Origin of the sequence: Pullulanibacillus sp. KACC 23026, assembly GCF_029094525.1 — a bacterium.
Lineage (GTDB): Bacteria > Bacillota > Bacilli > Bacillales > Sporolactobacillaceae > KACC-23026.
Genome location: NZ_CP119107.1, coordinates 2,923,074 through 2,945,328 on the forward strand (window position 1 = coordinate 2,923,074; position 22,255 = coordinate 2,945,328).

Consider the following 22,255-nt stretch of genomic DNA (forward strand, 5'->3'; position numbering starts at 1 on the left):
TACTTCTTAGAAGAGACGGTGTTTTTTTCTATATATTCGGAAATTTTTGTCCTATCATAAATATTAATGCCTTTCGTGACCCGAGTAATTTATTTATCCCTTAGATAGAAGCAAACATTTGTCTAATTTTCCAACGTATTATTCGTCAACATCATGAAACATTCATCCGTAAAAAAAGGACGAGCTAGAAGTTTATCCTAGTCTCGTACTCATTGACTTTATACTTTTAAAGATACTGGATCACAATAACATACTAAATTTAAATAAAATTCTAAGCCTTTATTTGGTTTCCCTTTTCAACTAATCGCATCTCGTTGATTAATAGAAATATTGAAACAGATGGTCCTTTAAATCCTCTCCAGCCCTCCATACACTACATTCCTCAGTCGGTTATGAAAGTAGGGTTCGAGGCTTGGCAGCATTTGTTGCATGTAGACGATTGACAGCTTCTCTTTTGGATCCATCAGCACCCAGGATCCAGCCATGCCTGCCCAGCCGAACTCACCAATAGAACTGTTGCTTCCGCCTGCCGCAGGGTCCATCATGACTCTGACCCCTAAACCGTAACCATAGCCTTGATGCTGTCCGTTTGCAAAATCAGTAAGTTGCTGCGAATTTAGGTGATTTGTTCTCATCAGATTTATAGTAAAAGGACTTAAAATTCGGGCGCCATCTAAAGCCCCTCCGTTAGCAAGCATCTGGGCAAAGCGGGTATAGTCGCCTAAAGTTGACAATAGTCCCCCGCCGCCATTTTCATACTGATAATTCGTTTGAAATTGTTGATCCATATCGGTAATGGGAGTCAAATTCCCTTGGGTGTCGCGATGATACATCGTGCAGAGTCGCTCTCGCTTTTCTTCAGATAGACGAAATGAAGTATCTTTCATTTCGAGAGGTTCAAAGATTTCATGCTTCAAAAACTCTCCAAACGATTGTCCCGACACGACTTCTATAAGCGCCCCAAGCACATCATGGCTTGTTCCATATCGCCAACGCGCCCCAGGATCAAAGGCGAGCGGCACAGCAGCCAACTCTTTTGTCAACTCACGAAGGTTCTTCCCTTGATTGGCTTTGGTCATAACGGTCTCTGTTTGCCGTTCAATCTCAGAATTTTTTCCCCCGTAGGAAAGCCCTGATGACATCGAGAAGAGATGCTTGATAAGAACCGGCCCCGCTGCCCTCTTCACCTCCACGTAACCGTTTTCAGTTTGGTGATACACGTTAAGATGTTTGAATTCCGGTAAGTACTCGTCTAGCGGGTCATTCAGTTGATAAAAACCTCGTTCATACAGCATAAGTGCAGCCACACACGTCACCAGTTTTGTCATCGAATAAATACGGTAGATCGTGTCCTCCTGGATCGCTTTTTGATTGTCCAAATCCGCATATCCAAAGTACTCTTCATATAATGTTTCCCCCTGTCTTACCACTGTACAGGCGCACCCCGCCGGACCATTATCCACGAATCGTTTAAAAAGCGGAGTTAAGCGATGCAATTGAGTCACTGAACAAACCCCTTTCCTGCTACTCTATTAACCAGCTTTATAGAAGAAACGCGGGGACGAAACGCGGGGACGGTTCTCGCGTTTCACATTAGTGGTTACCCCTAAACATCCTCTTTTTCTGACCTAAGACTATGACTCACCTAGTTCCTTTTTTAGTTTTTCCAATTCATCATCGATCGCGTTCTGTTTCCTCAGATTATCCATATCTTTATCCAATTGGCTACGCGTGTCGAGGGGATCCTCTAAAATGCCTTCTTCAGCAAGGGATTCGAGGGCTTCGGCACGCGCTGCCATTTTTTCAGTTTTGTCGTTAGCGCGCTTCATTGTATCGCCGATTCCGCCAAATTCTTTGCCAATTCCACCCATGGATTCGCTCACTTTCACTTCTGCTTTTGCCGCATTGTAAGTCGCTTTTGAAATCTCTTTTTGAGTTTTAAAGTGGTTAATGCGTTCCTTGAATTTTCGTTCGGCTTCTTTCAACCGATCTGCCTGACTCGTGATCCTTTGGCTGGCTTCTTGTAAGGGTCCAATTTGGGTTAAATAATCCTGTTCTTGCTGAAGGGCTCTTTTGGCCAAATCTTCACGCCCTGATTGTAGTGCGATTTTGGCATCCGTCCTTGCTCGTTCCGCTTGATCTTGCAACTCAGCCACTTGATGCTCCAACTGTTTTTGTTCAGTGACAACATCTGCCAAATTCTTCTTAATGTCTTGAAGGGCCGTTAGCATTTTTTCATAGCTTAGATCAAGCAATGCATTAGGATCCTCTAGTGAATCCAACAATTGATTTAATTTGGATTCAACGATCGTTTTTGTCCGTTTAAAAAATCCCATTTCCCTATCCCCTTTTTTAATCATTTAAGGATAAAAATAAGTTTGGTGTTGGCATTATATGCTCACCGTCGATTGGCGCGATTGATGTTCCGATTGCAAAAAACTCAATAACGTGCGACCCCCAGCCGTGTGACCTTTCATCGAGCTGGACACCGACAATGCCTTCTGCTTGTTCAGCGTGTGCCTCTTGTTGCATGCGTTCCATAGCAAGCTCCCTTGCGTCATACAAGGCCTGAGTAAAATTTAACTGTTCTTGGTTGCGCCCAAATTGAGAGAAAGCTTGCCGTAACGATTGATGGGCAACATGATACACACAATTTCCCATCACCATGGAAAGAGGGCGATATCCTGATTTCAGCAACGTCCAAAAGTCCTGACCCGATAAATCAGAGGTAAATGGCATCCCTTTAAAGGTTTTAAAATTTTGATTCGGATCCCTTGAGGAAACAGCCGTCCCAATCGCCATAAATTCAGCCATGTTTTCTCCCCATTCATAACGATTGACGATCAGCCGAACACCCACCACTCCATCCGCACCCAGTTCTTCTGCTTCTTCTTCCATTCTTGTCATCGCCAGTTCTCTCGCATGATACATGGCTTGGGTTAACACATTCATTTCTTCATTTTTCTTCCAGCTCGATTGTTGATAACCGATATGATAGATCGACGACCCCACCACTAACCCAATCGGCTCAAATCCAGCTTCACGAATGAGCAAAAATTCATTCACGGATAAGTCGGAGGTAAAAACCCCTTCTGGATTTCCTTTAGAGCGTAAGGCATGCAGACGTTCTAAAGCATGCTCCGGCAGATCTTCGTATTTTTCAGACATCAATAATTCCCCCTTTATGATCACTTAACGAAAGGCCTAACTGAATCATTGGCAGTGGCTTCGTTGAAAATTCGATGACGGCGGTGCCAGAGGCGATGAATTCGAGAATATGATCCTCCCTCTCATCGTTTTCTGACCGCTCCACTTCAATGGGGATGACGGTTAACTCGGTCTCACGGGCTAAAATTCCCTGTGCTGATACTTTCTTGGCTTGATCCTTCATGTCTCTAACCGCCTGATGCCGGACCCTATAAACCGCTTCTGTATAAGTGGTCATTTCCGTATTGCCAACGAACCAAGATCGAGTGATGTTTCGGTCACGTACACTTGTGTATTGATAATAAACGGAAACCCCTAACACATAACCAACCGGAAACATCCCCGAACTCATCAGTTTGGCTAATTCCATAGCACTCACACTGCATAAGACGGGTTCTTTTACTGGAACTGTGCTGTCGATGCGAACGGCTGTCCCGATCGCAACAAACTCAATAGCGTGAGAGTAATAGTCCTGTTTATTTTGATAAAGCCTCACATCGACGACGGCTTGTGCGCCTAATGCCTGTGCTTCCATCACTAATCGCTGAAGCGCTAATTCCCTGTTCTCTCGGAGCGCATACTCCATATCTTGCAAATGTCCGGAACCCCACTGACCTGAATAATTGGACATGGAATAGGCCATGTGATAATAACTGCTTCCCATCACTTGCCCAACAGGTTGGATGCCGTATTGTTTCAAAAGGAGCCAGTCATTGACACTTAAGTTGCTGGTCCATGGCAGGCTGCCTTCTTTTTGTTCATGGAGCCGATTCAAGACATAACGGGGCAAATGACCTTTTTCTAGCGCTTCTTGGGTTTCAATGGAACGTCTTTCATTTTGTTCGCGCTGCTCTTTCCCTTCATCCTTCTTTTTCCGGAACCACATACGATTTCCCCTTTAATTTAATAAAAATCGTTCCAAGGAAGAGCGGATATCACGATGTTTCTCTGCGTATCCCTCAATTTCAGCTGATAAAGCAGATAACCATTCATCGAGCTCGACGCGGTCTGATTTTAACCGAACCTCCCGTACCACTTTTGCTTTTTCAGCCGTTACACCATGCTGGGGATGGAATTGGATAATAAAATGCTCGTCTTCAAAAACCACTTCAATCAGCGACACATAACCATCCTTTGAGAACAATTTTTTCTTTTTCTCCACCCTCACTTTACCAGGCAATGCCTGTGATAAACGTTCTGCTAATGCGGCAATAAACGCTTTTTCGTCCGTTAACCCCTTTCTCCAGATCGCCGCCGATAGATCAAACTCCATGCATTCACCTCCACAGAAACGAGCTATGTGAATCGAAACGACTGTCACCGCAACGCCCACATCCACCACAGAGAGAAGCTCTTACTTCATCACAACCTCCCCAAATGATGCGAAAGCTGAGCCAGCGATTTTACCCATCCATAAAATTCTATTTAAAGAACATCTGTTTAAGTAAACCTTTTTTAGAAAAAATTTAAGTGGCGCTGTCTCAGAAGGGATTCGAAAAATGATAAGATAAGGAAAGCTTTTCTATATAGGAGTGTCTGCCTAGCCAATCCTTCTTGAAGCTTCATTTCCTTTAGAATTGATCGACTTGCTGGTTTCCATATTATGGAATAAGGATAGTTACGCAATCTCCAGGGGCGAGACTTCAAGAAATAGGATTAACTACTTACTTTTTTAAAGGTTATAGGGAAATAAAAAAAAAAAACGACCTACTTATTAATAACGGGTTCACTTCAGAGGTGCAAACAATTAACTATCAAGGTAAATCGCACGTGCGATTTTTATTGTAATATCAATGTTGATTGACCATTTCAAATCACAGTTTAATTTACATGGGTGGAAATAATTATTGGAGGTGTGTGAATTAACCGGTGATTGAGCAAGTGAAAGGTAGGGGGATTACCAAGGCATTTGGATAAATATGTTAAAATAGAAGTTGGATTATCGAATTGTTCTTAAAGTAAAAAACGGACTGTAATGGTTAACAAGAAATTTTAGCCGCACCTGTGATCGTTGAAATAAGCGGAGATTTTTCCGTTATCAACCAAAGTAGCGTTCAGTTCGTCGTAAATAAGCGGAGTTTTTCCGTTTAAACAAAAAGAATTGACCCATTTTCATGTTTTTCGAGTCAATAGTCGGAATTTCTCCGTCTATTTTAGCTATTTTCAATGTTGATTTCTAAATAAGCGGAATTTTTCCGCCTATTTAGAACGTTCGCTTTAGCCATTTAATGAAATAGGTAATCGATTGCCTTTTATGAAAATAATTAAACCGAATCTCAAAAGATTCGGTTGTTTTAACGTTCACTTTACTTTCTTTCTGTGATTGTGAATAGTAGTGTGATTTAAGGTGATAATTAGAGTTTTGCACCTCACAAGTACAACCCGTTAACTTATTAACCAAAGGGTTCCGTTTTGAGGTGCATCTTGGTTAAATAACAAAGAAATTGACATTGAAAAGGTGATTTGAAAAAAAATAAAAATTGGCTAAATGACCTCTATTTGGCACAAAATTATTAGAAGACGCTCAAATTAAATCTGAGCGTCTTCTCTTTAAAGCCTTTAACTTGATATAACTTGCCTATCCCGAGTATTTATTGGGAGTTATTGAATAATGATATATCTCAATATCACCGTCTATAAACCCTCTTTTTTGTGCAGCTATTAGAGTATGGTACATATTTTCTCTTCCAACAACATTATCTGTATGAATATAGATTTTATTGGCATATAACCCATTTTCACAGATGTATTTTTACTAAATCATATCCAGTTGGTAGCAAGTTCCCATCATAATCCTCGCCTAAATCGTGGTCTAAAGAGAGTATGTGAACCTTAAATTTTTCCATATAATGTATTGCTTCTTGAATGTTTCTTGCAACTATATATCCATCAGGGCAATCCCTTAAATCATCTACATATAGATTTATAGTTTCATTAGTCATTTGGGTAACGCTCCCATTTATTTTTAGACTCATTTTACCACAAAACGACCTTATTTCAGGGCACTAAATAAAACCTATTGTGGGACATTTAACCAAGTCGTGGTTTTAACTAATTTTTACTTATTCAAAAGGTGGGCTTTAATTTAATGCATCCAATTCCGTTATGGATGGTGCGCTTAATTTTATTGTTTCGCGTTTCCCGTCATCCCAAGATAGAGTCATGTCTGGTGGAATGCGGGAGGAATGAACATCAAAGCCGATGGATACACCGCTGCCTATTTCAGGTTCTTTAATCGTTTGACCGCCAAATTTTATCATGACCTGTTTGACAGGTCGCTTTCCTAAGTAGTGAACTTGAGTGAAGACCACTGGACTTTCTTTTTTAAACCACCCTATGCCTGATGTCAATGTACCATGCGCCACAAACACTTCCCAAGTCCCTTTACTAACGTGATGGGTTTCATAATCGTCTATATCTTGATCGAATTGATCACTTTGTGATAGATACCCTTCTGAAGCGTATGGGTTTCCTATGTTTTGGATTCTTGGGTACTCGACTATCAAAATGCACACAACCCCAATGATCCCTAATAAGCTAAGAAATACTAGCATGTCTTTCGTGGTCATAAGTTACTCCCCTTTTTCAATATAACATATTCTTTGGTATCTCAATTAGCACAGAAGCATAATCCGAAAAACTTGCTCAATCCATAAAAAAAGTACCGTTATTCACGGTGCGTTTTTGTGTTCTATATAGAAATTTTTATTCAATGCAGTGTAATGTTTTGAAAATATGGATTAGTCCAAAAATGCCTCACTAGACAACAATAATAGTTGCTTAATTGAATTATCATTGTTATCGAGATACCACTTTACCAAATAGTGGCCTAAAGAATAACCAGCCCAAAGAGGGATTTCTTGTTCCTCATCTCCAAACATATATAAATCAGTCTGTTCCCCTTTAAACTTGATTTGTTGCTTGAAGGCTTCTTCCCACAATTTCTCTTCTGCCTCACTCCCTCTTTTTGGCGTTCATCCCTTCGATGAACGCCTTTCTTGCCTACTCTCAACCCTATTTTGGCGTTCATCCCCTCGATGAACACCCTTACAGCTGCCTCACTCCCTCTTTTTGGCGTTCATCCCCTCGATGAACGCCTTTCTTACCTGCTCTCAACCCTATTTTGGCGTTCATCCCCTTGATGAACACCCTTACAGCTGCCTCACTCCCTCTTTTTGGCGTTCATCCCCTCGATGAACGTCTTTCTTACCTGCTCTCAACCCTATTTTGGCGTTCATCCCCTTGATGAACACCCTTACAGCTGCCTCACTCCCTCTTTTTGGCGTTCATCCCCTCGATGAACACCCTTACAGCTGCCTCACTCCCTCTTTTTGGCGTTCATCCCCTTGATGAACGCCTTTCTTGCCTACTCTCAATCCTATTTTGGCGTTCATTCCCTCGATGAACGCCCTTACAGTTGCCTCTTCCACGCATTTTGGCGTTCATCCCCTCAATGAACGCCTTTCCGGATGCCTCACTCCCTCTTTTTGGCGTTCATCCCCTCGATGAACGCCTTTCTTGCCTGCTCTCAGCCCTATTTTGGCGTTCATCCCCTCGATGAACACCCTTACAGCTGCCTCACCCCCTCTTTTTGGCGTTCATCCCCTCGATGAACACCCTTACAGCTGCCTCACTCCCTCTTTTTGGCGTTCACCCCCTCGATGAACGCCCTTCTTGCCTGCTCTCAACCCTATTTAAAGCGTGGATGGGAGTCGTTTTGCCCTGCTTAACCGGAAAACCTCCGCTTATTCCCCCTGAAACTTATGTTTTGTTACTACTTTATGTGCAATTAATCTATCAAAAGTCCTCCTTTTTTATTTAAAACGCCTTTATATCAATAAAAGGGACATACAATTCATATACGATTAAATGTCCCTTTTCAAATGCTTTTTATGAACTTGTACTCAAAACAGGACCCGTTAAGGTAAATCACTGTTTTCAATTTTAAATGCGTGAATGCGCGTGTCCGAAGATCCACTTGAGAAAACAAGTAATCAATTCCCAAGAAAGCCCTGAGGCCATGCCCGCGGAAAGCGAGGTTATTTTCGCACTAAAAGGAAGTGTTTTAATGATGAGTTATCCACAAGTAGAGAATTTTATAATTTCCACAATAAAACAGGACACCCTTCACTTTGTGATGAGTATCCTGCATTAGACGTTGTATTCAGTTTTTCTAGTGGCTTAGCTCGAGACCCCAAACCTGCACGAACTCTGGATAGTCCGTTTCCTCTTATTTATCCAGCAGACGGAAGGTTATTCGTCAAGCAACCGGTAAAATTTCCTCTTTGCGAAATCGCATTGACTTATTAATAACTCGAATCAGGCTTCATTCAGTAAAACGAGGGATCCTTCCCCGCGTTTCAAAGGCTTCAGTGAAACGAGAGATCCTTCCCCGCGTTTCAAAGGCTTCAGTGAAACGGAAGATCCGTCCCCGCGTTTCAAAGGCTTCAGTGAAACGGAAGATCCGTCCCCCCGTTTCAAAGGCTTCAGTGAAACGGAAGATCCGTTCCCCCGTTTCAAAGGCTTCAGTGAAACGAGAGAACCGTCCCCGCGTTTCAAAGGCTTCAGTGAAACGAGAGATCCGTCCCCGCGTTTCATCCTTGCAATTGGTTGCGGACGTTTGCTTCGTTTCGTTCGTATCGGGTGTAGTTGATCATGATGATGGCGCCTACTAGGAAGAAGATGGCCGGAAGCCAGGTGAAGCAGAATTTAATCCCGGCTAATGAGGCTGCTGATTGTGCATGATTGGCGGCGTAACCTGCTCTTTCCATAATGATCGATGGTATAAAACTGCCTAATCCCGAGCCAATTTTGATACAGAACGAGCTGCCGATAGCGGTTAAGAAGCCGTTCGCGCGAATCCCTGTTTTCCATTCTCCATAGTCGACGGTATCAGACAACATGGCAAACGGAAGTGTAACAGCAATTCCGGTACCGATTGATGCGACAATCCATCCAAAGATGACCATTGAAGCACTGTTTCCAGAAAAAGCAATGATCATTTGACCTATGGCGGCAATGGCAAATCCGATGATCTGGGTATGCGTTTTCAGAAATCGCTTAACAATGAACGGAAGAAGTGTTATTGACAGCATTTGAAAAACGACAAGTCCATTTAAAACGGAAGCTAAGCCTTTATTATGAAGATTGTATTCGGAATAATAAATGACCGTTGACGTTCTAGCCGTATTCCCTAACCAATAGAAGATAAAGGCAAGAACAAGGGTGATCCAAGGCCAATTTCCTTTAACGGCTTTTAAGCTTTGGCTAATTGGGATCGATTTAATACTTTTTGTATTGAGTTCTCTCGTCCCCGAGAAAGCAAAGAGAAGTAAGAAAATCGCGATCACCGCATAAATGCCGACGGTCACTCGAAACCCTAATATATTGTTTCCTTTACCGAAAAACGAGACAAGTGGCAATGTAAATGAAGCTGTAATGAGATATCCAATCATCCCTCCATTACTTCTCCAGGAATTTAAGCGAACACGCTCGGTCGAATTCGTCGTTAAATTCGGCAAAATAGCCGTGATGGGTGATCCAATACCTGTGTAGACCACTCCAGAAAGAATGTAGGTCATTAAGGCATAGACTACTTTTGCACTTGGTGATAAATGGGGGGCGAAGAAAGCTAAAAACACCATTAGCCCAAAAGGAACGGATAGCCATAACCAATACGGACGGCTCTTTCCCCATTTTGTTTTCGTATGGTCAAGGACAAATCCCCAAACAGGGGCATCCAAAGCGTCAAAGAAACGGGCAATTAACAAAATTAATCCGGCTGAGGCGATCGATATGCCAAAAACATCTGTATAAAAATACATAATAAAACTAGTAAGTGTACAATAGAGTAAATTCCCAGCCGAATCCGTACTCGCATAAGCGAGCACACGTTTTAACGGCAATTTAGCGTTCTTCTCTTCAATAACATTATTTATCTCGGCATCCAATTTGTAAGCTGTGTTTCCTGCCATTTGATCTCACTCCTTTGTAAGTAACGGTTCTTTTTTCGGTTTAAATGCGCCATCAGCTAGTAATATCTGTGGAACGAGTTCTCCATTTTTCGAAACAAAATGCAACTCTCGATCATAGAAATGATAGTCAGTCGGAAAAGGCGCATAGCTTGTAATTAAAAGGCCTTCGTCTGTCTCTTCGATTGAACCGTTTACAATAAAGATGGTTCCCGATTCTTCGTAAAGGAATGTCTTTCTTCCAAATCCATCTAAATAGGCAACCAACTCTTCTCCCATATCCCAATCCGCCGTTTCTTCTTCTTTCGTAAATAAGCGGGAAAAGATACCACCGTCTCTAAAGAAAGTCGATTGGCCAAATCGGTTTCGGGACAAGTCCGGGCGATTAATATGCGGTCCGGCGATACTGTACGTTGAAGCGGCCTCACCACTTGCGAGCTTCGTATCCGTCGCTTTGGCGTTCGTATCATAGCAATAAAGAATGCCGACCGTAGCTCGATAAGCCGCTTTTAAATATCGGCTATCCTTTAGAGCTTCATAGGCTTTAAGACAGGCCGCCGCGGTAACGCCTCCCCATAACGAATGAATCATATAAGACAACGCTTCCCACCAGCGGTCCGGGCTTTGCGCACGGAAGTCATTTGAGAATCCAATATTCGCAAGGACTAATTCCCCATACCTTTTGGCTCCCTCTAAATGATGCGTACTTGCTAAAGCTCCAGCTGCCGGACCAAATCCAGCATTATCAAAGAAATGCTCGGTCACTGCCGCTTTGTAGGTTTTGCTGTCAGTTGCGACGTTCTCTGCGATCCTTGACCATAAGACACTAATTTCATCATATTTCTCCGTTAAACCACGACTTCGAAGCTCCTCTAACAAGTCATCGATATATAAGAAAAACACGCCTAACATTTGAGCCTCTTCTTTTCCCCGAGCGTTATCATGTAAATCAGGATTCACCCGTAAAGAAAAGACGTCAGCAGCCCAGGCCAAGTAAGTATCCGGATGATTGAGTTGTAAAACATCCTCCTGGAACTTTGAGAGGAGGTAAAAGACATGCGCCATATACTCAAAATCCATACAGCGATAAAATTCCCCATACAACTTAGTTGGTTTTGTAAAATCACCGTTTTCAAACCACTTTTGACGAATATAGTAGACACAACTTGCTTCAACTTTTTGTACTGCCTCTACATTCGTCTCCCCCAGCAAATTCGTTTTCAACACTAAACTTAATTTCCCCAACGATTCACCCTGGTTAGAAATCGGGGAATAGCTATAAGGCGTGTCGCTGTTCTCTCCATTAAATAAAACATCACTAATATAGCGGACACGATGATCAAGGGTCTTCTTAATGGGTTCCATGACATTTAGGACAACACTATCATAAAACTCATTATCTAACTCGATTGTGATCTTTGTTTCCCCAGGCAACGTGAAGTCTAGGTCAGCCTGATAGTGATTGGTTTCAAGTTTAATTTTAGTCAAGAGGTTTTCTCGTTTTCTTTTACCATCTATATCTAAATAGTCCATATAAGCATCGGTCAGCTGTCTACCTTCTGGAAGCTCGAATGCTAACACATAAGGTTGATCTAGGATCGCAAGCGGTTCGAAATCAAAACTAGGATGCCCATAGTTTGTTAGTCCAATAGAATGGAAATCTTGTTGATTCTTAAAGGGTTCAAAGGCATATCCCCACTCTTTTTCGCCTAGACCCGGAAGAACAAACCCTTTTTTCTCATAGATCCAATCCGCATTCTCAAAGTTTTCGGGGTATCCCCCTGCTAAAATTAATTGATGGAAAAGCAATCCATCTAACGAGGGGGAAACGCTTTCGAAAAAGAGATTTTTATACGCGCAATAACTTCCTACCGATAACGTTTGTCCTTTTGTTTGATACATCCCTAAGTGGGGTGCCTCATTGCTTCTGCGGACACAGGCAATCTTTGAAAAATGTTCTGAAATGCTCGGATTGACAGAAGCAGAATGATTGGTTTGCAAATCGAGATCATTAATTCGATACATTACATAAGAGAATGACGACCATATCGCAAAATCGGTAATCTCTAAATCTTCCACTGTTCGGCTTTTCAGAGTGATCGTCCATGCGACACGATCATCTGATTGCGAGAGATCATAGTTCATAATGACTTCTAATTTCTCGAACACATAACTGACAGTCGCCGTCCCCACATCTTCTACAATTGTCGGGATCACGTCTGAGCTTATTAAGACCTCCCCTTTTACTTTAAGAGAGAAGTTTCCAAACAATTTATCGCTTTCATCATAACCGCAATCATCCAAATAAGGCGTATCGATCACCCAGTTCATTTGGTGAGCATCTTCTTTTAATACTAAATTTGTTAAATTTCCACTCGGAGAAAGCTGTAATTTGAATCGTTTATTCTCCAAAAAAACGCCTCCTCATTTATGAATTTCCAAAGAAGAAAACGGTTAATAAAAAATACCATAACAAGGCCTTTTATTGATATAATTAAGAAAAAACGTTTCCATTGGACTTACTAAAATATATCAAATTCGACAAAGAATGAAAATAAAGAATTTTAATCACATTTTAAGATATTTCACACGGTTATAAGTTTGTGATGAAGCTGTAAAAAACCATGGGAGTGAAAACTCAAGAAAGTAGAGGTTAATCATATGGAAATCGTGTCAATCGCCGTCCCACCCTTCCCTATTTTTATTGAAGGAAATCTCACAACATTTGAACGAGGCACCTCTCATCCGGATCGAAGCGATTTGGAGTATTTCGATCTTATTTTTGTAAAAAAAGGAATACTTTACATGACGGAGGATGAGAAACCGTTTACGATTGATCCAAATGAAATGTTAGTTTTGCTGCCTATGAAGCACCATTATTCGACAAAACCTGTTGATGAAGAAACGGAATTCTATTGGCTCCATTTCTACACCAATAGTTATTATTCAGAAGGAGACGGACCAAGAAAATTAGCCTCAAGCATCCCGATCCCTTCTCTACATTTTCATAATCACAGTTATACCCTTCGCTTACAAAAGCATTGTAAATTAGTAGATGACGAGGAAATTTACAAAAAAATCGATCAACTCTTGTTGGCTACGACAAATGCCAATAAGGAATTATCATTCTGGGACATCCAAATCCACTTCTTCTCACTCATCAATGTCCTGGAGTATCAAGGAATGGCCAAGGATACGGGTTACATTCTGTCTGAAAAAATTGCCCGGTATATAAGAGATCATTACCATCAACCTATCACGAGCACAACATTAGCCGAACAATTCAATGTTCACGAAAATACAATTGCTAAATATATGAAAAAATTTTATAAAGTGACAGCCCTTGAGTATTTAAATACCTATCGTCTCGAGCAATCTAGAATTTTACTGCTGAAAACGGATGACCCCATCCAATCGATCGCCGAACAATGCGGATTCAGCGTCGGCCCCTATTTTTCAAGTGCCTTCAAAAAAACCTATGGCATGTCCCCCCTCAACTACCGAAAAAAACATTTGAGGGATTTGAAACGCGGGGACGGTTCTCGCGTTTCACTCCTGCGGTAATGACGATTCGTTATTTCCTGTTTTTGAGGCTTATTTTGAGGTTAGTAGTAACGTAGGTTCGCTATTTCGCGGAAAGAGTCTCATTTCGAGCTGATTTGAGCGGCATAGCGTAGTCTCGTTACGCCGACCTGTTTAATGGTAACGAGACTACGCTATTTCCTGTTTTTGTGGCTCATTGGGTTCCTATCGCGCACCCTTTACATAATTAAAGCCCTGAGTGAGAACGTCGTCTCTCTCAGGGCTTTTGAATTTAGTTATTTGATAATGACGTATTCTAAGTCAACGAGTTTGGCATAGCTTACAATTTGGTCCGTTGTTAAGTTTAATGATACAACAGTATGGTGGCCGCCGCCATTCTCAATCCAAGCTTTTACGCCATCTTGGAAGTTTGGCTTCACATTCCAAAGGACGCGGGCAACTGGAAGATTTGGAGCCGGAACAGTTGGCTCAAAGGCCGTTACCTCATTGATCAACAGCTTATAATGAGTCCCAAAGTCAGCCATCGAAACGACGACACCCTCTCCAGCTTGACCGTCGAACACTAAACGTGCTGGATCTTCTCGATTACCAATACCTAATGGAGAAACGATAATTTTCGGCTTGTTGCTTGCAAGAGTTGGATCCACTTCGAGCATATGGGATTGAAGAACAGATTCTTTGCCAGGAGCTAATTCATAAGTATAATCTTCCATAAAACCAGTGGATTGATTATGGCTCATCACTTTTAACAAGCGATCGAGTGCCGCTGTCTTCCAATCTCCTTCACCTGCAAAGCCGTATCCTTGTGCCATCAAGCGCTGGACAGCAAGACCCGGAAGCTGTTTCATACCATATAAGTCTTCGAAGTTCGTCGTAAAGGCATTATAACCACCATCATCAAGGAAACGTTTGATCGCGATTTCATAGCTTGCTTGAACTTTTACACTAGCTTCCCAATCTTCCTTGCTGTATGTGCCATAATCAAAATCATAGAGTTCAGCGTATTCACCGAATAGATCATCGATTTCTTCGTCCTTAACGGCATTCACGTATTGAACAAGGTCACCAATACCAAAATAGTCCACAGTCCAGCCAAATTGAATTTGGGCTTCAACCTTATCCCCTTCAGTTACTCCAACATTGCGCATGTTGTCACCAAAGCGGGCTACTTTGATCGCGAAGCTTTCATTATAAGCGACTGCGACGTCCATCCAATCCGCAATTTGTTGTTGCACTTCAGGTCGTTCCCAGTAACCCACTACAATTTTATTTTGTTTTTTCAAACGGGCATTAATAAACCCATATTCACGGTCGCCATGAGCGGCCTGGTTAAGGTTCATAAAGTCCATATCAATAGTCGCCCATGGAATACTTTCATTGTATTGTGTCGCTAAATGAAGCAGTGGTTTTTGCAAGAGTTTCGTTCCGCGAATCCACATTTTTGCTGGTGAGAAGGTATGCATCCAAGTGATGACTCCTGCTACCTCGTCACGATAGTTGACTTCTTTCATAATGCTTGTAATTTTATCTGCAGTAACCGCTAAATCCTGCAATACAAGAGGGTATGGTAATACGCCGCTTTCATTTAAGGCATCGGTCATAGTTTGGGCATGTGCTTTGACCTCCGCTAATGCTTCTTCCCCGTAGAGATGCTGTGAACCGACCACAAACCAAAATTCTTTCGTTCCTACTGTTGTCATATGAATCCTCTTTTCTTAAAATTAGTGAGTTCTATTACTTTTGACCATAGTAAGCATTTTTTCCGTGCTTTCTTAAGTAATGCTTGTCTAAAATCCGTTGAGGCAATTCTTGTGCAAAATGATTTAATTCCCTTGTAAATAAATTCAATTTCGCCACTTCATCTAAAACAACACTATTCATGACGGCCGATTTGACATCCTTGCCCCAAGTAAATGGACCATGTCCATGCAGCAGAACACCTGGCACAGCTAAAATATCAATTCCGCGTTCTTCAAAAGTTTCAATAATAACGTTTCCCGTCTCAACCTCATAACCGCGATCGATTTCTTCTTGCGTCAAGTGGCGAGCACAAGGCACCGAACCATAGAAAGTGTCGGCATGAGTGGTTCCCATTGCGGGTACATCCAGGCCCGCTTGAGCCCAAACCGTTGCCCATGTCGAATGGGTATGCACGATACCGCCTATTTCTGGAAAATGTTTGTAAAGGACGGCATGCGTCGGGGTATCTGAAGAAGGATTCAACTCGCCTTCCACCACATTGCCATCCAAATCAAGCACGACCATATCACTTGGTTTCATCGTTTCATAGTCAACACCACTTGGCTTGATCACGAATAAACCACTGTCGCGATCGATGGCACTCGCATTCCCCCATGTGTATTTGACAAGTCCATGTTTTGGTAAGTCGAGATTCGCTTGGAACACTTCTTCTTTCAATTTTTCTAACATGTTAGTCCCTCCCATTTTCCACTAAGTGATCAACAGCCGCCTGTTCAATCACTAGACCTCTTGTATAACGTTCGATAAACGTTTCAAATCCTTTAACATCATCTGCATCAGGATAGATTTCTTGTCCCTCAACCTCTTTAAAAACGCTTTGGTCAAGGAAATCTTCTAAACTCTCATTTTGTGCTTGGTTGATTAAGTAGGAAGCGAGAATCGCCATTCCCCAAGCGCCGCCTTCTCCAGCTGTCGCCATAACGGAAACCGGAACATTCATCGCAGCTGCGACTATCTTTTGCCCAACCAATGGAGTTTTAAATAACCCGCCATGCGCTAAAATGCGATCAATTGCCACACTTTCTTGTCTAGTTAAAATGTCCATTCCGATTTTCAGAGCCCCAAATGCTGTAAAGAGATGAGTGCGCATAAAATTGGCTAAATTAAATCGACTTTCAGGTGAGCGCACAAAGAGCGGCCGGCCTTTTTCTAACCCTGTAATCGTTTCACCAGAAAGATAGCCATAGCTTAGCAAACCGCCACCATCTGGATCCGCTTCCAATGCTTTATTTAGAAGGACTTCGAATAAGCGATCATTATCTACCATTTGTCCCATAGATTCATAGAATTCACGGAATAATCCAATCCAAGCATTCAGATCACTTGAACAGTTATTCGCATGAACCATCGCAACCGGACTGCCGTTTGGTGTCGTAACCATATCGATTTCCGAATACACCTTTGAAAGTTCTTTTTCTAAGACAATCATGGCAAAGACGGAGGTTCCAACAGAGACGTTACCCGTCCGTTTCCTAACACTATTTGTCGCTACCATTCCCGTTCCCGCATCCCCTTCTGGCGGACAAAGCGGTATTCCAGGCTGCAGATTGAATGAGCGATCTAGAATTTTCGCCCCAATTTCGGTCAATTGACCCGCTTGCTCACCTGAAAGACAAACTTTAGGGAGAATGTCTCGTAGCTTCCAAGGATAAGCTTTGCTCGTAATAAGTTCATCAAATTGCTTAACCATCGAGTCATTGTAATCATGCGTCATTTCATCAATTGGGAACATGCCAGACGCATCACCGATTCCAATCGCTTTTTCACCCGTTAGTAACCAATGAATGAATCCAGATAAAGTGGTTATAAAATCAATGCGAGGTACATGCTTCTCTTCATTTAGTATCGCTTGATAAAGGTGAGCAACGCTCCACCTCTCTGGAATATTGAATTGGAATTGATCCGTTAATTCTTTCGCTGCAACGCTCGTTGTCGTATTTCGCCACGTTCGAAACGGCACTAAAAGCTCGCCGGTATTGTCAAAAGCCATATAACCGTGCATCATGGCGGAAATTCCAATAGAACCGATTGTCCGAATGGTCATCCCATAATGCCGTTCCACTTCTTGCTTCAATTCACTATAAGCTGTCTGCAAGCCCGTGATTATATCCACTAAACTGTACGTCCAGAAACCATTTTCCAACCGATTCTCCCACTCATAGCCTCCTGATGCGATTGTGTTAAAACTCGAATCGATCAACACGGCTTTAATGCGAGTAGAACCTAATTCTATTCCTAGTGATGTTTGGCCATCTGCAATGGCTTGTTTGATGTTAACTTGATTCACTTCCATTGTGTTCCCCTCTCTGATAGCGGTTAACTATCGATAGTCGAAAGAAGGTGCTTTCTTTACTTACAACCTTATTATATGTACATACACATGTCAATAATTTTATATAAATGTACCTACAAATAAACGGACTGAAACTCACGATATCCCTCTATTATTTATATTTTAATAGATCCAAGGTATGACAAACGAACAAAAATAAACGCGATAGATAAAGGAAATGATTTATTTTAGGGTGTTCTTTCATTTTGTGTTAAAATATGACCATACAAATAATTTGAATGAACGACCTCTAACTCGAACAACTAAGAAAGAAGTGTTTAGATGAAGCCAAAATATCAGGTCATCATTGATGATATAAAAAGTAAGATCCTTTCTGGAGAATACGGTGCAGATGAGCAAATCCCTACCGAACTCGCTTTACAAGAAAAATATAAGGTCAGCCGGCACACGATCCGAAAAGCTATCCTAGACCTTGCAAATGAAGGATTCTTAAGAAGCGAAAAAGGTTCGGGGACCTATGTGAGTCATCAGTATCGCTCCAAAGCAAGCGGATCAGCCAGTCGTAAAATTATTGGCGTGATCACAACCTACATTTCCGATTACATTTTTCCTTCCATTATCCGAGGAATTGAGGGGAGATTGAATGAAGATAATTATTCGTTACTGCTAGCGAGCACCAATAACGATGTAGAGCAGGAAAAAAAGGCTTTGGAAATGATGTTAGCCTTTGGCGTGGATGGTCTGATTATCGAACCGACTAAAAGCAATCTATACAATCCCAACATTGCCTACTATCTGTCGTTTAAGGAGCAAGATGTTCCCTTTATCATGATTAATGCTTATTATGAGGAATTAGATGTTCCTTTCTTTTGTCTCGATGATATCCAATCTAGTTATCTTGCAACAAATGAATTGATTTCAAAGGGCCACACGCAAATTGGCCTTATTTCAAAAATGGATGACTTACAAGGAAAGTACCGAATGAAAGGTTTTATCAAAGCGCTCGGCGAAGCCAAATTACGCTTTCAACCCGATCAAGTGTTTACCTTTGTTACCGAGACAAAGGCTGATCTTAACACGAATTTGAGGAAGTTCTTAAGCGACCATCGAGATGAATTAACCGCGCTCGTTTGCTATAACGATGAGGTGGGACTAGAAGTACTAAATGTATGCAGACAACTTGAGATTTCCGTGCCAGAGGAATTATCGATTGTGGGCCAGGATAATTCTTATATTGCACGAAACGCGAATATCAAACTCACGACATTGACCCACCCGCAAGAGCAGATGGGACGCGATGCCGCTGAATGGGTCATAAAAAAATTACAAGGCAAGAAAGACATCCCAAACGAAAACTATTACCAGCCCACACTAATCGAAGGCGAAACGGTAAAAGCATTAGACGTTTAATAAAAGCCCATGCCAAAGTGGTAAACCCATTATATTCATGAACGTTTAAAGGAGGTAAATCCTAAGTGAGATCTACCTCCTTGTTTGATTTTATTACATTGACAGGGTGTTGATGGAGTAGAGATTTTTATAAAGTCATTTAGAGATATAAGGTTAGAGAGATCTCGTATTTCGTTTACAATTCATAGATCCAGACCCGCATCTCACCCTTTTGTCTATTACACCAAGCATAATAGGGGATGGCCACGATTTTTTGCGGAATTAGCTCCGCTTGCTCAGAACTATAAAGGTTCTCAGAAGGTGCCACTCGAAATCCATCGGCTGTTAGTTTTACAACTCCATTTAGCAAATCAGAAGCAAATTCACTCGTTATTTCACTTTCTTTAGGGAGACGAATGGCTGCGAGATTGTTGCCATTATCCATTTCTTCTATACAATAGACGATCGGTCCGCGCTGTAACGCTATTTGCCCTTGATTCATAGAGACTAATGGATTACTTCTCATTCTATGAACAGACATATCCAATTGAAGCGAAATGGTATCACCTGATTGCCATTCCCGATCTAAGACAAGATACCCCTTTTGCAACTGATCAACCGATACACTTTCGCCGTTCACTTTAACAGAAACCGTCTTACTCCAGCCCGGAATCCTTAGCGCTAATTTGAATGGGACAGGTTCATTCAGATTCAGTGAAAATTGTATATCTCCGTCCCATGGGAAATTATGAGACTGAATGATTTCAACTGCTTTTCCAGATAAAACCGTTGTTAATTGACCGGCAATATATAAATGGGTGTACAAGGTATTTTCCGTTTGGGTATAGATATGATCCTCAACAGAAGCAATCATTCTAGCTAAATTCGGAGGGCAGCAAGCACAGAAAAACCACTTCTGACGCTCTAATTTAACATGTTCTTGATCTTTTCTTACCTTTTGAAAGGGATTAGCTTCTAATGGGTTTACATAGAAAAAGCGTTTACCATCTAAATCCATTCCACTTAAAGTCCCATTATAAATAGCCTTTTCTAACACGTCAGCATATTTACTATTCGGTTCGCCCAAAAAGCTAAACCGACCGAGGCACATGTTTCACAATACATGCTGTCATTTGGTAAATCATGCTTACAAGTAAAGGCTTCCCCGTTAACCGCTGAACCGATTCCCGCCGTAATATACATCTTGTGATTAATCACATCATCCCAAAGAATCTCACAGGTTTGTTTGAGTGATTCATCACCAGTCTTGGCAGCTAAATCAGCCATTGCAATATAGAGATAAACGGCCCTTACAGCATGACCAACTGCTTCTTTCTGTTCTCTTACAGGTTTATGGGCTTGTTGATAGTCATATCCTAAGCCAAAATTCACATTTTTTTCGTCATTCCATGAAGGTTTCGTATCAATCGCTTTTCTCTTTTCACTTTCCTCCACAAAATAAATGGGCTCTTGTCCTCGTTGATCAATAAAATATTGTGCTAATTTTAAGTACTTCTCGTTCCCAGTAACGTTGTAGAGTTTGACTAAGGCCAGTTCAATTTCCTCATGGCCCGGATAGCCCTTTAGTTGTCCTTCTCCATTACCAAAAATTCGACTGATCAAATGCACGAATTTCTCCATAATTTGAAGGAACTCTCTTTTTCCGGTTGTTTCATAATAGGCCACTGCCGCCTCAATAAAATGCCCGGCACAGTACAATTCATGGTTATCCCGTAAATTTGTCCAGCGATTGTCTGGTTCTTTCAATAAGTAATAGGTATTGAGATAGCCATCCTCGGCTTGAGCCCTTCCCAATAAATCAATGACTTCATCGGCTCGTTTCTCTAGTTCCGGGTTTGGGAAATCTCGTAAACTGTAAGCAACCGTCTCTAACCACTTGGCTACATCACTATCTTGGAAGACCGCCCCATAAAATTCACCATCTGATTCGCCGGCGGCAATTCGAAAATTCTCAATCGCATGACTGGGCTCTGTATTTGGCAATTCATCATTTAATGCCTTCCATTGATAAGGAATAACTTCATGGGCCACAATTTCTTTATAATTCTTCCAAAAATGATCTTCAACTAGCACATGTTTAACAGGTCTTGTTACATTCGATAAAGTCTTCACAATCTCACAACCCTTCATTTTTATAGATATTGGCAGAAAAACCCCTTTAGCGAGGGGATTTTCTGTCTTTATAAGGAGAATTAATTAATCTTTAAGACCCGATGTCTTAATCCCCTCACCCAAATATTTTGAGGCAAATAAGTATAGAAGCATAGGCGGAATCGCCATGATCATAGCAAAGGCCATTTGGAGATTCCATGCCGTTAAGTTCGTTGACCCTTTTACAAAGAAAGAAGATAATGCACCCACCGTTAATGGTTTTAAATTATCCGAGTTGATAAAGATTAATGGCGTAAACAATTCATTCCACCAATAGACTGCTGAAAGAACAGCAATTGTAATAAAGATAGGCTTAGAGATGGGGATTAAAATCTTTGTGAAGATTTGCCATCTATTACATCCATCAATCATAGCCGATTCATCAATACTCTTAGGAATGGTTTTAAAAAACTGTCTAAAAAGAAACACGTTATAAGGATAAGCAAAGAAACTTGGAACAATTAAAGGCAAGAAGCTATTTAACCATCCAAACGATCTAAACAAGATAAATTGCGGAATAATGGTTGTAACCGTAGGGACCATCATCGTAGCAAGAATAATCGCAAACATCGTTTTTGAACCTATAAATTTGATTCGAGCTAATGGATAAGCCACTATGGAACTTGAAATTAAGGTCCCTACTGTATTACCGATAATTAATATGATTGTATTTCTTAGATAAATAAGTGTACTTCCTGATTTTAAAACATCGATATAGTTTTGAAATTGAGGATGATCAGGAATCAATTTTGGTGGAAATTGACTTATTCCTGTTAACGTCTTTAATGAATTGGATAGTATCCAAAGTATTGGAAAAATCATAAATACCGCTACTATAATCAAAATGATATATTGAATCATTTTTACTTTTTTACTGTTTTTCAAACGCAGCTTAGCTTGTTGTGCCATAAATAATACC

At 41.3% G+C, this 22,255-nt stretch carries 17 protein-coding genes and 1 pseudogene; 2 read left to right on the forward strand and 16 right to left on the reverse strand.

Annotated features, from left to right (window positions below; all coding sequences use genetic code 11):
- Window positions 1-347: 347 nt before the first annotated feature.
- The 11 genes from PU629_RS13470 to PU629_RS13515 form a co-directional block, all read right to left on the reverse strand.
- Entirely contained in the window at window positions 348-1,505 is a 1,158-nt protein-coding gene (locus tag PU629_RS13470) for a serine hydrolase domain-containing protein (protein ID WP_275280585.1), read from the reverse strand.
- 129 nt (window positions 1,506-1,634) lie between these two features.
- On the reverse strand, window positions 1,635-2,336 hold the full coding sequence (locus tag PU629_RS13475) for a PspA/IM30 family protein (protein ID WP_275280586.1): 702 nt from the start codon (window positions 2,334-2,336) through the stop codon (window positions 1,635-1,637).
- A 16-nt stretch (window positions 2,337-2,352) separates the two neighbouring features.
- A complete protein-coding gene (locus tag PU629_RS13480) occupies window positions 2,353-3,168 on the reverse strand; it encodes a heavy metal-binding domain-containing protein (protein ID WP_275280587.1) in 816 nt (271 codons plus the stop codon).
- Window positions 3,161-4,093 carry a heavy metal-binding domain-containing protein gene (locus PU629_RS13485; protein ID WP_275280588.1) on the reverse strand — a complete coding sequence of 311 codons (933 nt, stop codon included), beginning with the start codon at window positions 4,091-4,093 and terminating at the stop codon, window positions 3,161-3,163. The genes PU629_RS13480 and PU629_RS13485 overlap by 8 nt, the downstream gene beginning before the upstream one ends.
- A 12-nt stretch (window positions 4,094-4,105) precedes the next feature.
- On the reverse strand, window positions 4,106-4,480 hold the full coding sequence (locus tag PU629_RS13490; RefSeq protein ID WP_275280589.1) for a hypothetical protein: 375 nt from the start codon (window positions 4,478-4,480) through the stop codon (window positions 4,106-4,108).
- 1,305 nt (window positions 4,481-5,785) lie between these two features.
- Window positions 5,786-5,953 (reverse strand): hypothetical protein, encoded by a 168-nt coding sequence (locus PU629_RS22485; RefSeq protein WP_343076318.1) that lies wholly within the window; start codon window positions 5,951-5,953, stop codon window positions 5,786-5,788.
- On the reverse strand, window positions 5,946-6,149 hold the full coding sequence (locus tag PU629_RS22490) for a cyclic-phosphate processing receiver domain-containing protein (RefSeq protein WP_343076286.1): 204 nt from the start codon (window positions 6,147-6,149) through the stop codon (window positions 5,946-5,948). The genes PU629_RS22485 and PU629_RS22490 overlap by 8 nt, the downstream gene beginning before the upstream one ends.
- 138 nt (window positions 6,150-6,287) lie before the next feature.
- Window positions 6,288-6,776, reverse strand: a complete 489-nt coding sequence (locus tag PU629_RS13500) for a hypothetical protein (protein WP_275280590.1) — start codon at window positions 6,774-6,776, stop codon at window positions 6,288-6,290.
- A gap of 171 nt (window positions 6,777-6,947) precedes the next feature.
- Window positions 6,948-7,148, reverse strand: coding sequence for a DUF2268 domain-containing putative Zn-dependent protease (locus PU629_RS13505; protein ID WP_275280591.1), 201 nt, complete (start codon window positions 7,146-7,148; stop codon window positions 6,948-6,950).
- Window positions 7,149-8,801: 1,653 nt separating this feature from the next.
- A complete protein-coding gene (locus PU629_RS13510) occupies window positions 8,802-10,181 on the reverse strand; it encodes a glycoside-pentoside-hexuronide (GPH):cation symporter (RefSeq protein ID WP_275280592.1) in 1,380 nt (459 codons plus the stop codon).
- Between the two features lie 6 nt (window positions 10,182-10,187).
- A complete protein-coding gene (locus tag PU629_RS13515) occupies window positions 10,188-12,590 on the reverse strand; it encodes a hypothetical protein (protein WP_275280593.1) in 2,403 nt (800 codons plus the stop codon).
- A 249-nt stretch (window positions 12,591-12,839) separates the two neighbouring features.
- Between PU629_RS13515 and PU629_RS13520 the strand changes: the two genes are divergently transcribed.
- The gene (locus PU629_RS13520) at window positions 12,840-13,742 is read left to right on the forward strand and encodes a helix-turn-helix transcriptional regulator (RefSeq protein WP_275280594.1); all 903 of its coding nucleotides are present in this window, start codon (window positions 12,840-12,842) and stop codon (window positions 13,740-13,742) included.
- Between the two features lie 254 nt (window positions 13,743-13,996).
- Here the strand turns inward: PU629_RS13520 and araA are convergent, their stop codons facing one another.
- Genes araA through PU629_RS13535 form a run of 3 tightly spaced genes read right to left on the reverse strand, consistent with a single transcriptional unit; the run spans window position 13,997 to window position 17,775 of the window.
- Entirely contained in the window at window positions 13,997-15,421 is a 1,425-nt protein-coding gene (gene araA / locus PU629_RS13525; protein ID WP_275280595.1) for an L-arabinose isomerase, read from the reverse strand.
- Between the two features lie 34 nt (window positions 15,422-15,455).
- Window positions 15,456-16,151, reverse strand: coding sequence for an L-ribulose-5-phosphate 4-epimerase (locus PU629_RS13530; RefSeq protein WP_275280596.1), 696 nt, complete (start codon window positions 16,149-16,151; stop codon window positions 15,456-15,458).
- A 1-nt stretch (window position 16,152) separates the two neighbouring features.
- The gene (locus PU629_RS13535; protein ID WP_275280597.1) at window positions 16,153-17,775 is read right to left on the reverse strand and encodes a xylulokinase; all 1,623 of its coding nucleotides are present in this window, start codon (window positions 17,773-17,775) and stop codon (window positions 16,153-16,155) included.
- A gap of 321 nt (window positions 17,776-18,096) precedes the next feature.
- Here PU629_RS13535 and PU629_RS13540 point away from each other — a divergent pair, with 321 nt between their 5' ends.
- Entirely contained in the window at window positions 18,097-19,185 is a 1,089-nt protein-coding gene (locus tag PU629_RS13540) for a GntR family transcriptional regulator (protein ID WP_275280598.1), read from the forward strand.
- A 175-nt stretch (window positions 19,186-19,360) separates the two neighbouring features.
- Here the strand turns inward: PU629_RS13540 and PU629_RS13545 are convergent.
- Window positions 19,361-21,315, reverse strand: a pseudogene (locus PU629_RS13545) (glycoside hydrolase family 127 protein).
- 66 nt (window positions 21,316-21,381) lie between these two features.
- Entirely contained in the window at window positions 21,382-22,245 is an 864-nt protein-coding gene (locus PU629_RS13550; RefSeq protein ID WP_275280599.1) for a carbohydrate ABC transporter permease, read from the reverse strand.
- Between the last annotated feature and the right edge of the window lie 10 nt (window positions 22,246-22,255).

Bases quoted from the DNA above. Each gene is read 5' to 3' on its own strand.
- PU629_RS13475 (WP_275280586.1), bottom strand. From the start codon at position 2,336: ATGGGATTTTTTAAACGGACAAAAACGATCGTTGAATCCAAATTAAAT.
- PU629_RS13480 (WP_275280587.1), bottom strand. From the start codon at position 3,168: ATGTCTGAAAAATACGAAGATCTGCCGGAGCATGCTTTAGAACGTCTG.
- PU629_RS13485 (WP_275280588.1), bottom strand. From the start codon at position 4,093: ATGTGGTTCCGGAAAAAGAAGGATGAAGGGAAAGAGCAGCGCGAACAA.
- PU629_RS13490 (WP_275280589.1), bottom strand. From the start codon at position 4,480: ATGGAGTTTGATCTATCGGCGGCGATCTGGAGAAAGGGGTTAACGGAC.
- PU629_RS22490 (WP_343076286.1), bottom strand. From the start codon at position 6,149: ATGACTAATGAAACTATAAATCTATATGTAGATGATTTAAGGGATTGC.
- PU629_RS13500 (WP_275280590.1), bottom strand. From the start codon at position 6,776: ATGACCACGAAAGACATGCTAGTATTTCTTAGCTTATTAGGGATCATT.
- PU629_RS13510 (WP_275280592.1), bottom strand. From the start codon at position 10,181: ATGGCAGGAAACACAGCTTACAAATTGGATGCCGAGATAAATAATGTT.
- PU629_RS13520 (WP_275280594.1), top strand. From the start codon at position 12,840: ATGGAAATCGTGTCAATCGCCGTCCCACCCTTCCCTATTTTTATTGAA.
- araA (WP_275280595.1), bottom strand. From the start codon at position 15,421: ATGACAACAGTAGGAACGAAAGAATTTTGGTTTGTGGTCGGTTCACAG.
- PU629_RS13530 (WP_275280596.1), bottom strand. From the start codon at position 16,151: ATGTTAGAAAAATTGAAAGAAGAAGTGTTCCAAGCGAATCTCGACTTA.
- PU629_RS13535 (WP_275280597.1), bottom strand. From the start codon at position 17,775: ATGGAAGTGAATCAAGTTAACATCAAACAAGCCATTGCAGATGGCCAA.
- PU629_RS13540 (WP_275280598.1), top strand. From the start codon at position 18,097: ATGAAGCCAAAATATCAGGTCATCATTGATGATATAAAAAGTAAGATC.
- PU629_RS13550 (WP_275280599.1), bottom strand. From the start codon at position 22,245: ATGGCACAACAAGCTAAGCTGCGTTTGAAAAACAGTAAAAAAGTAAAA.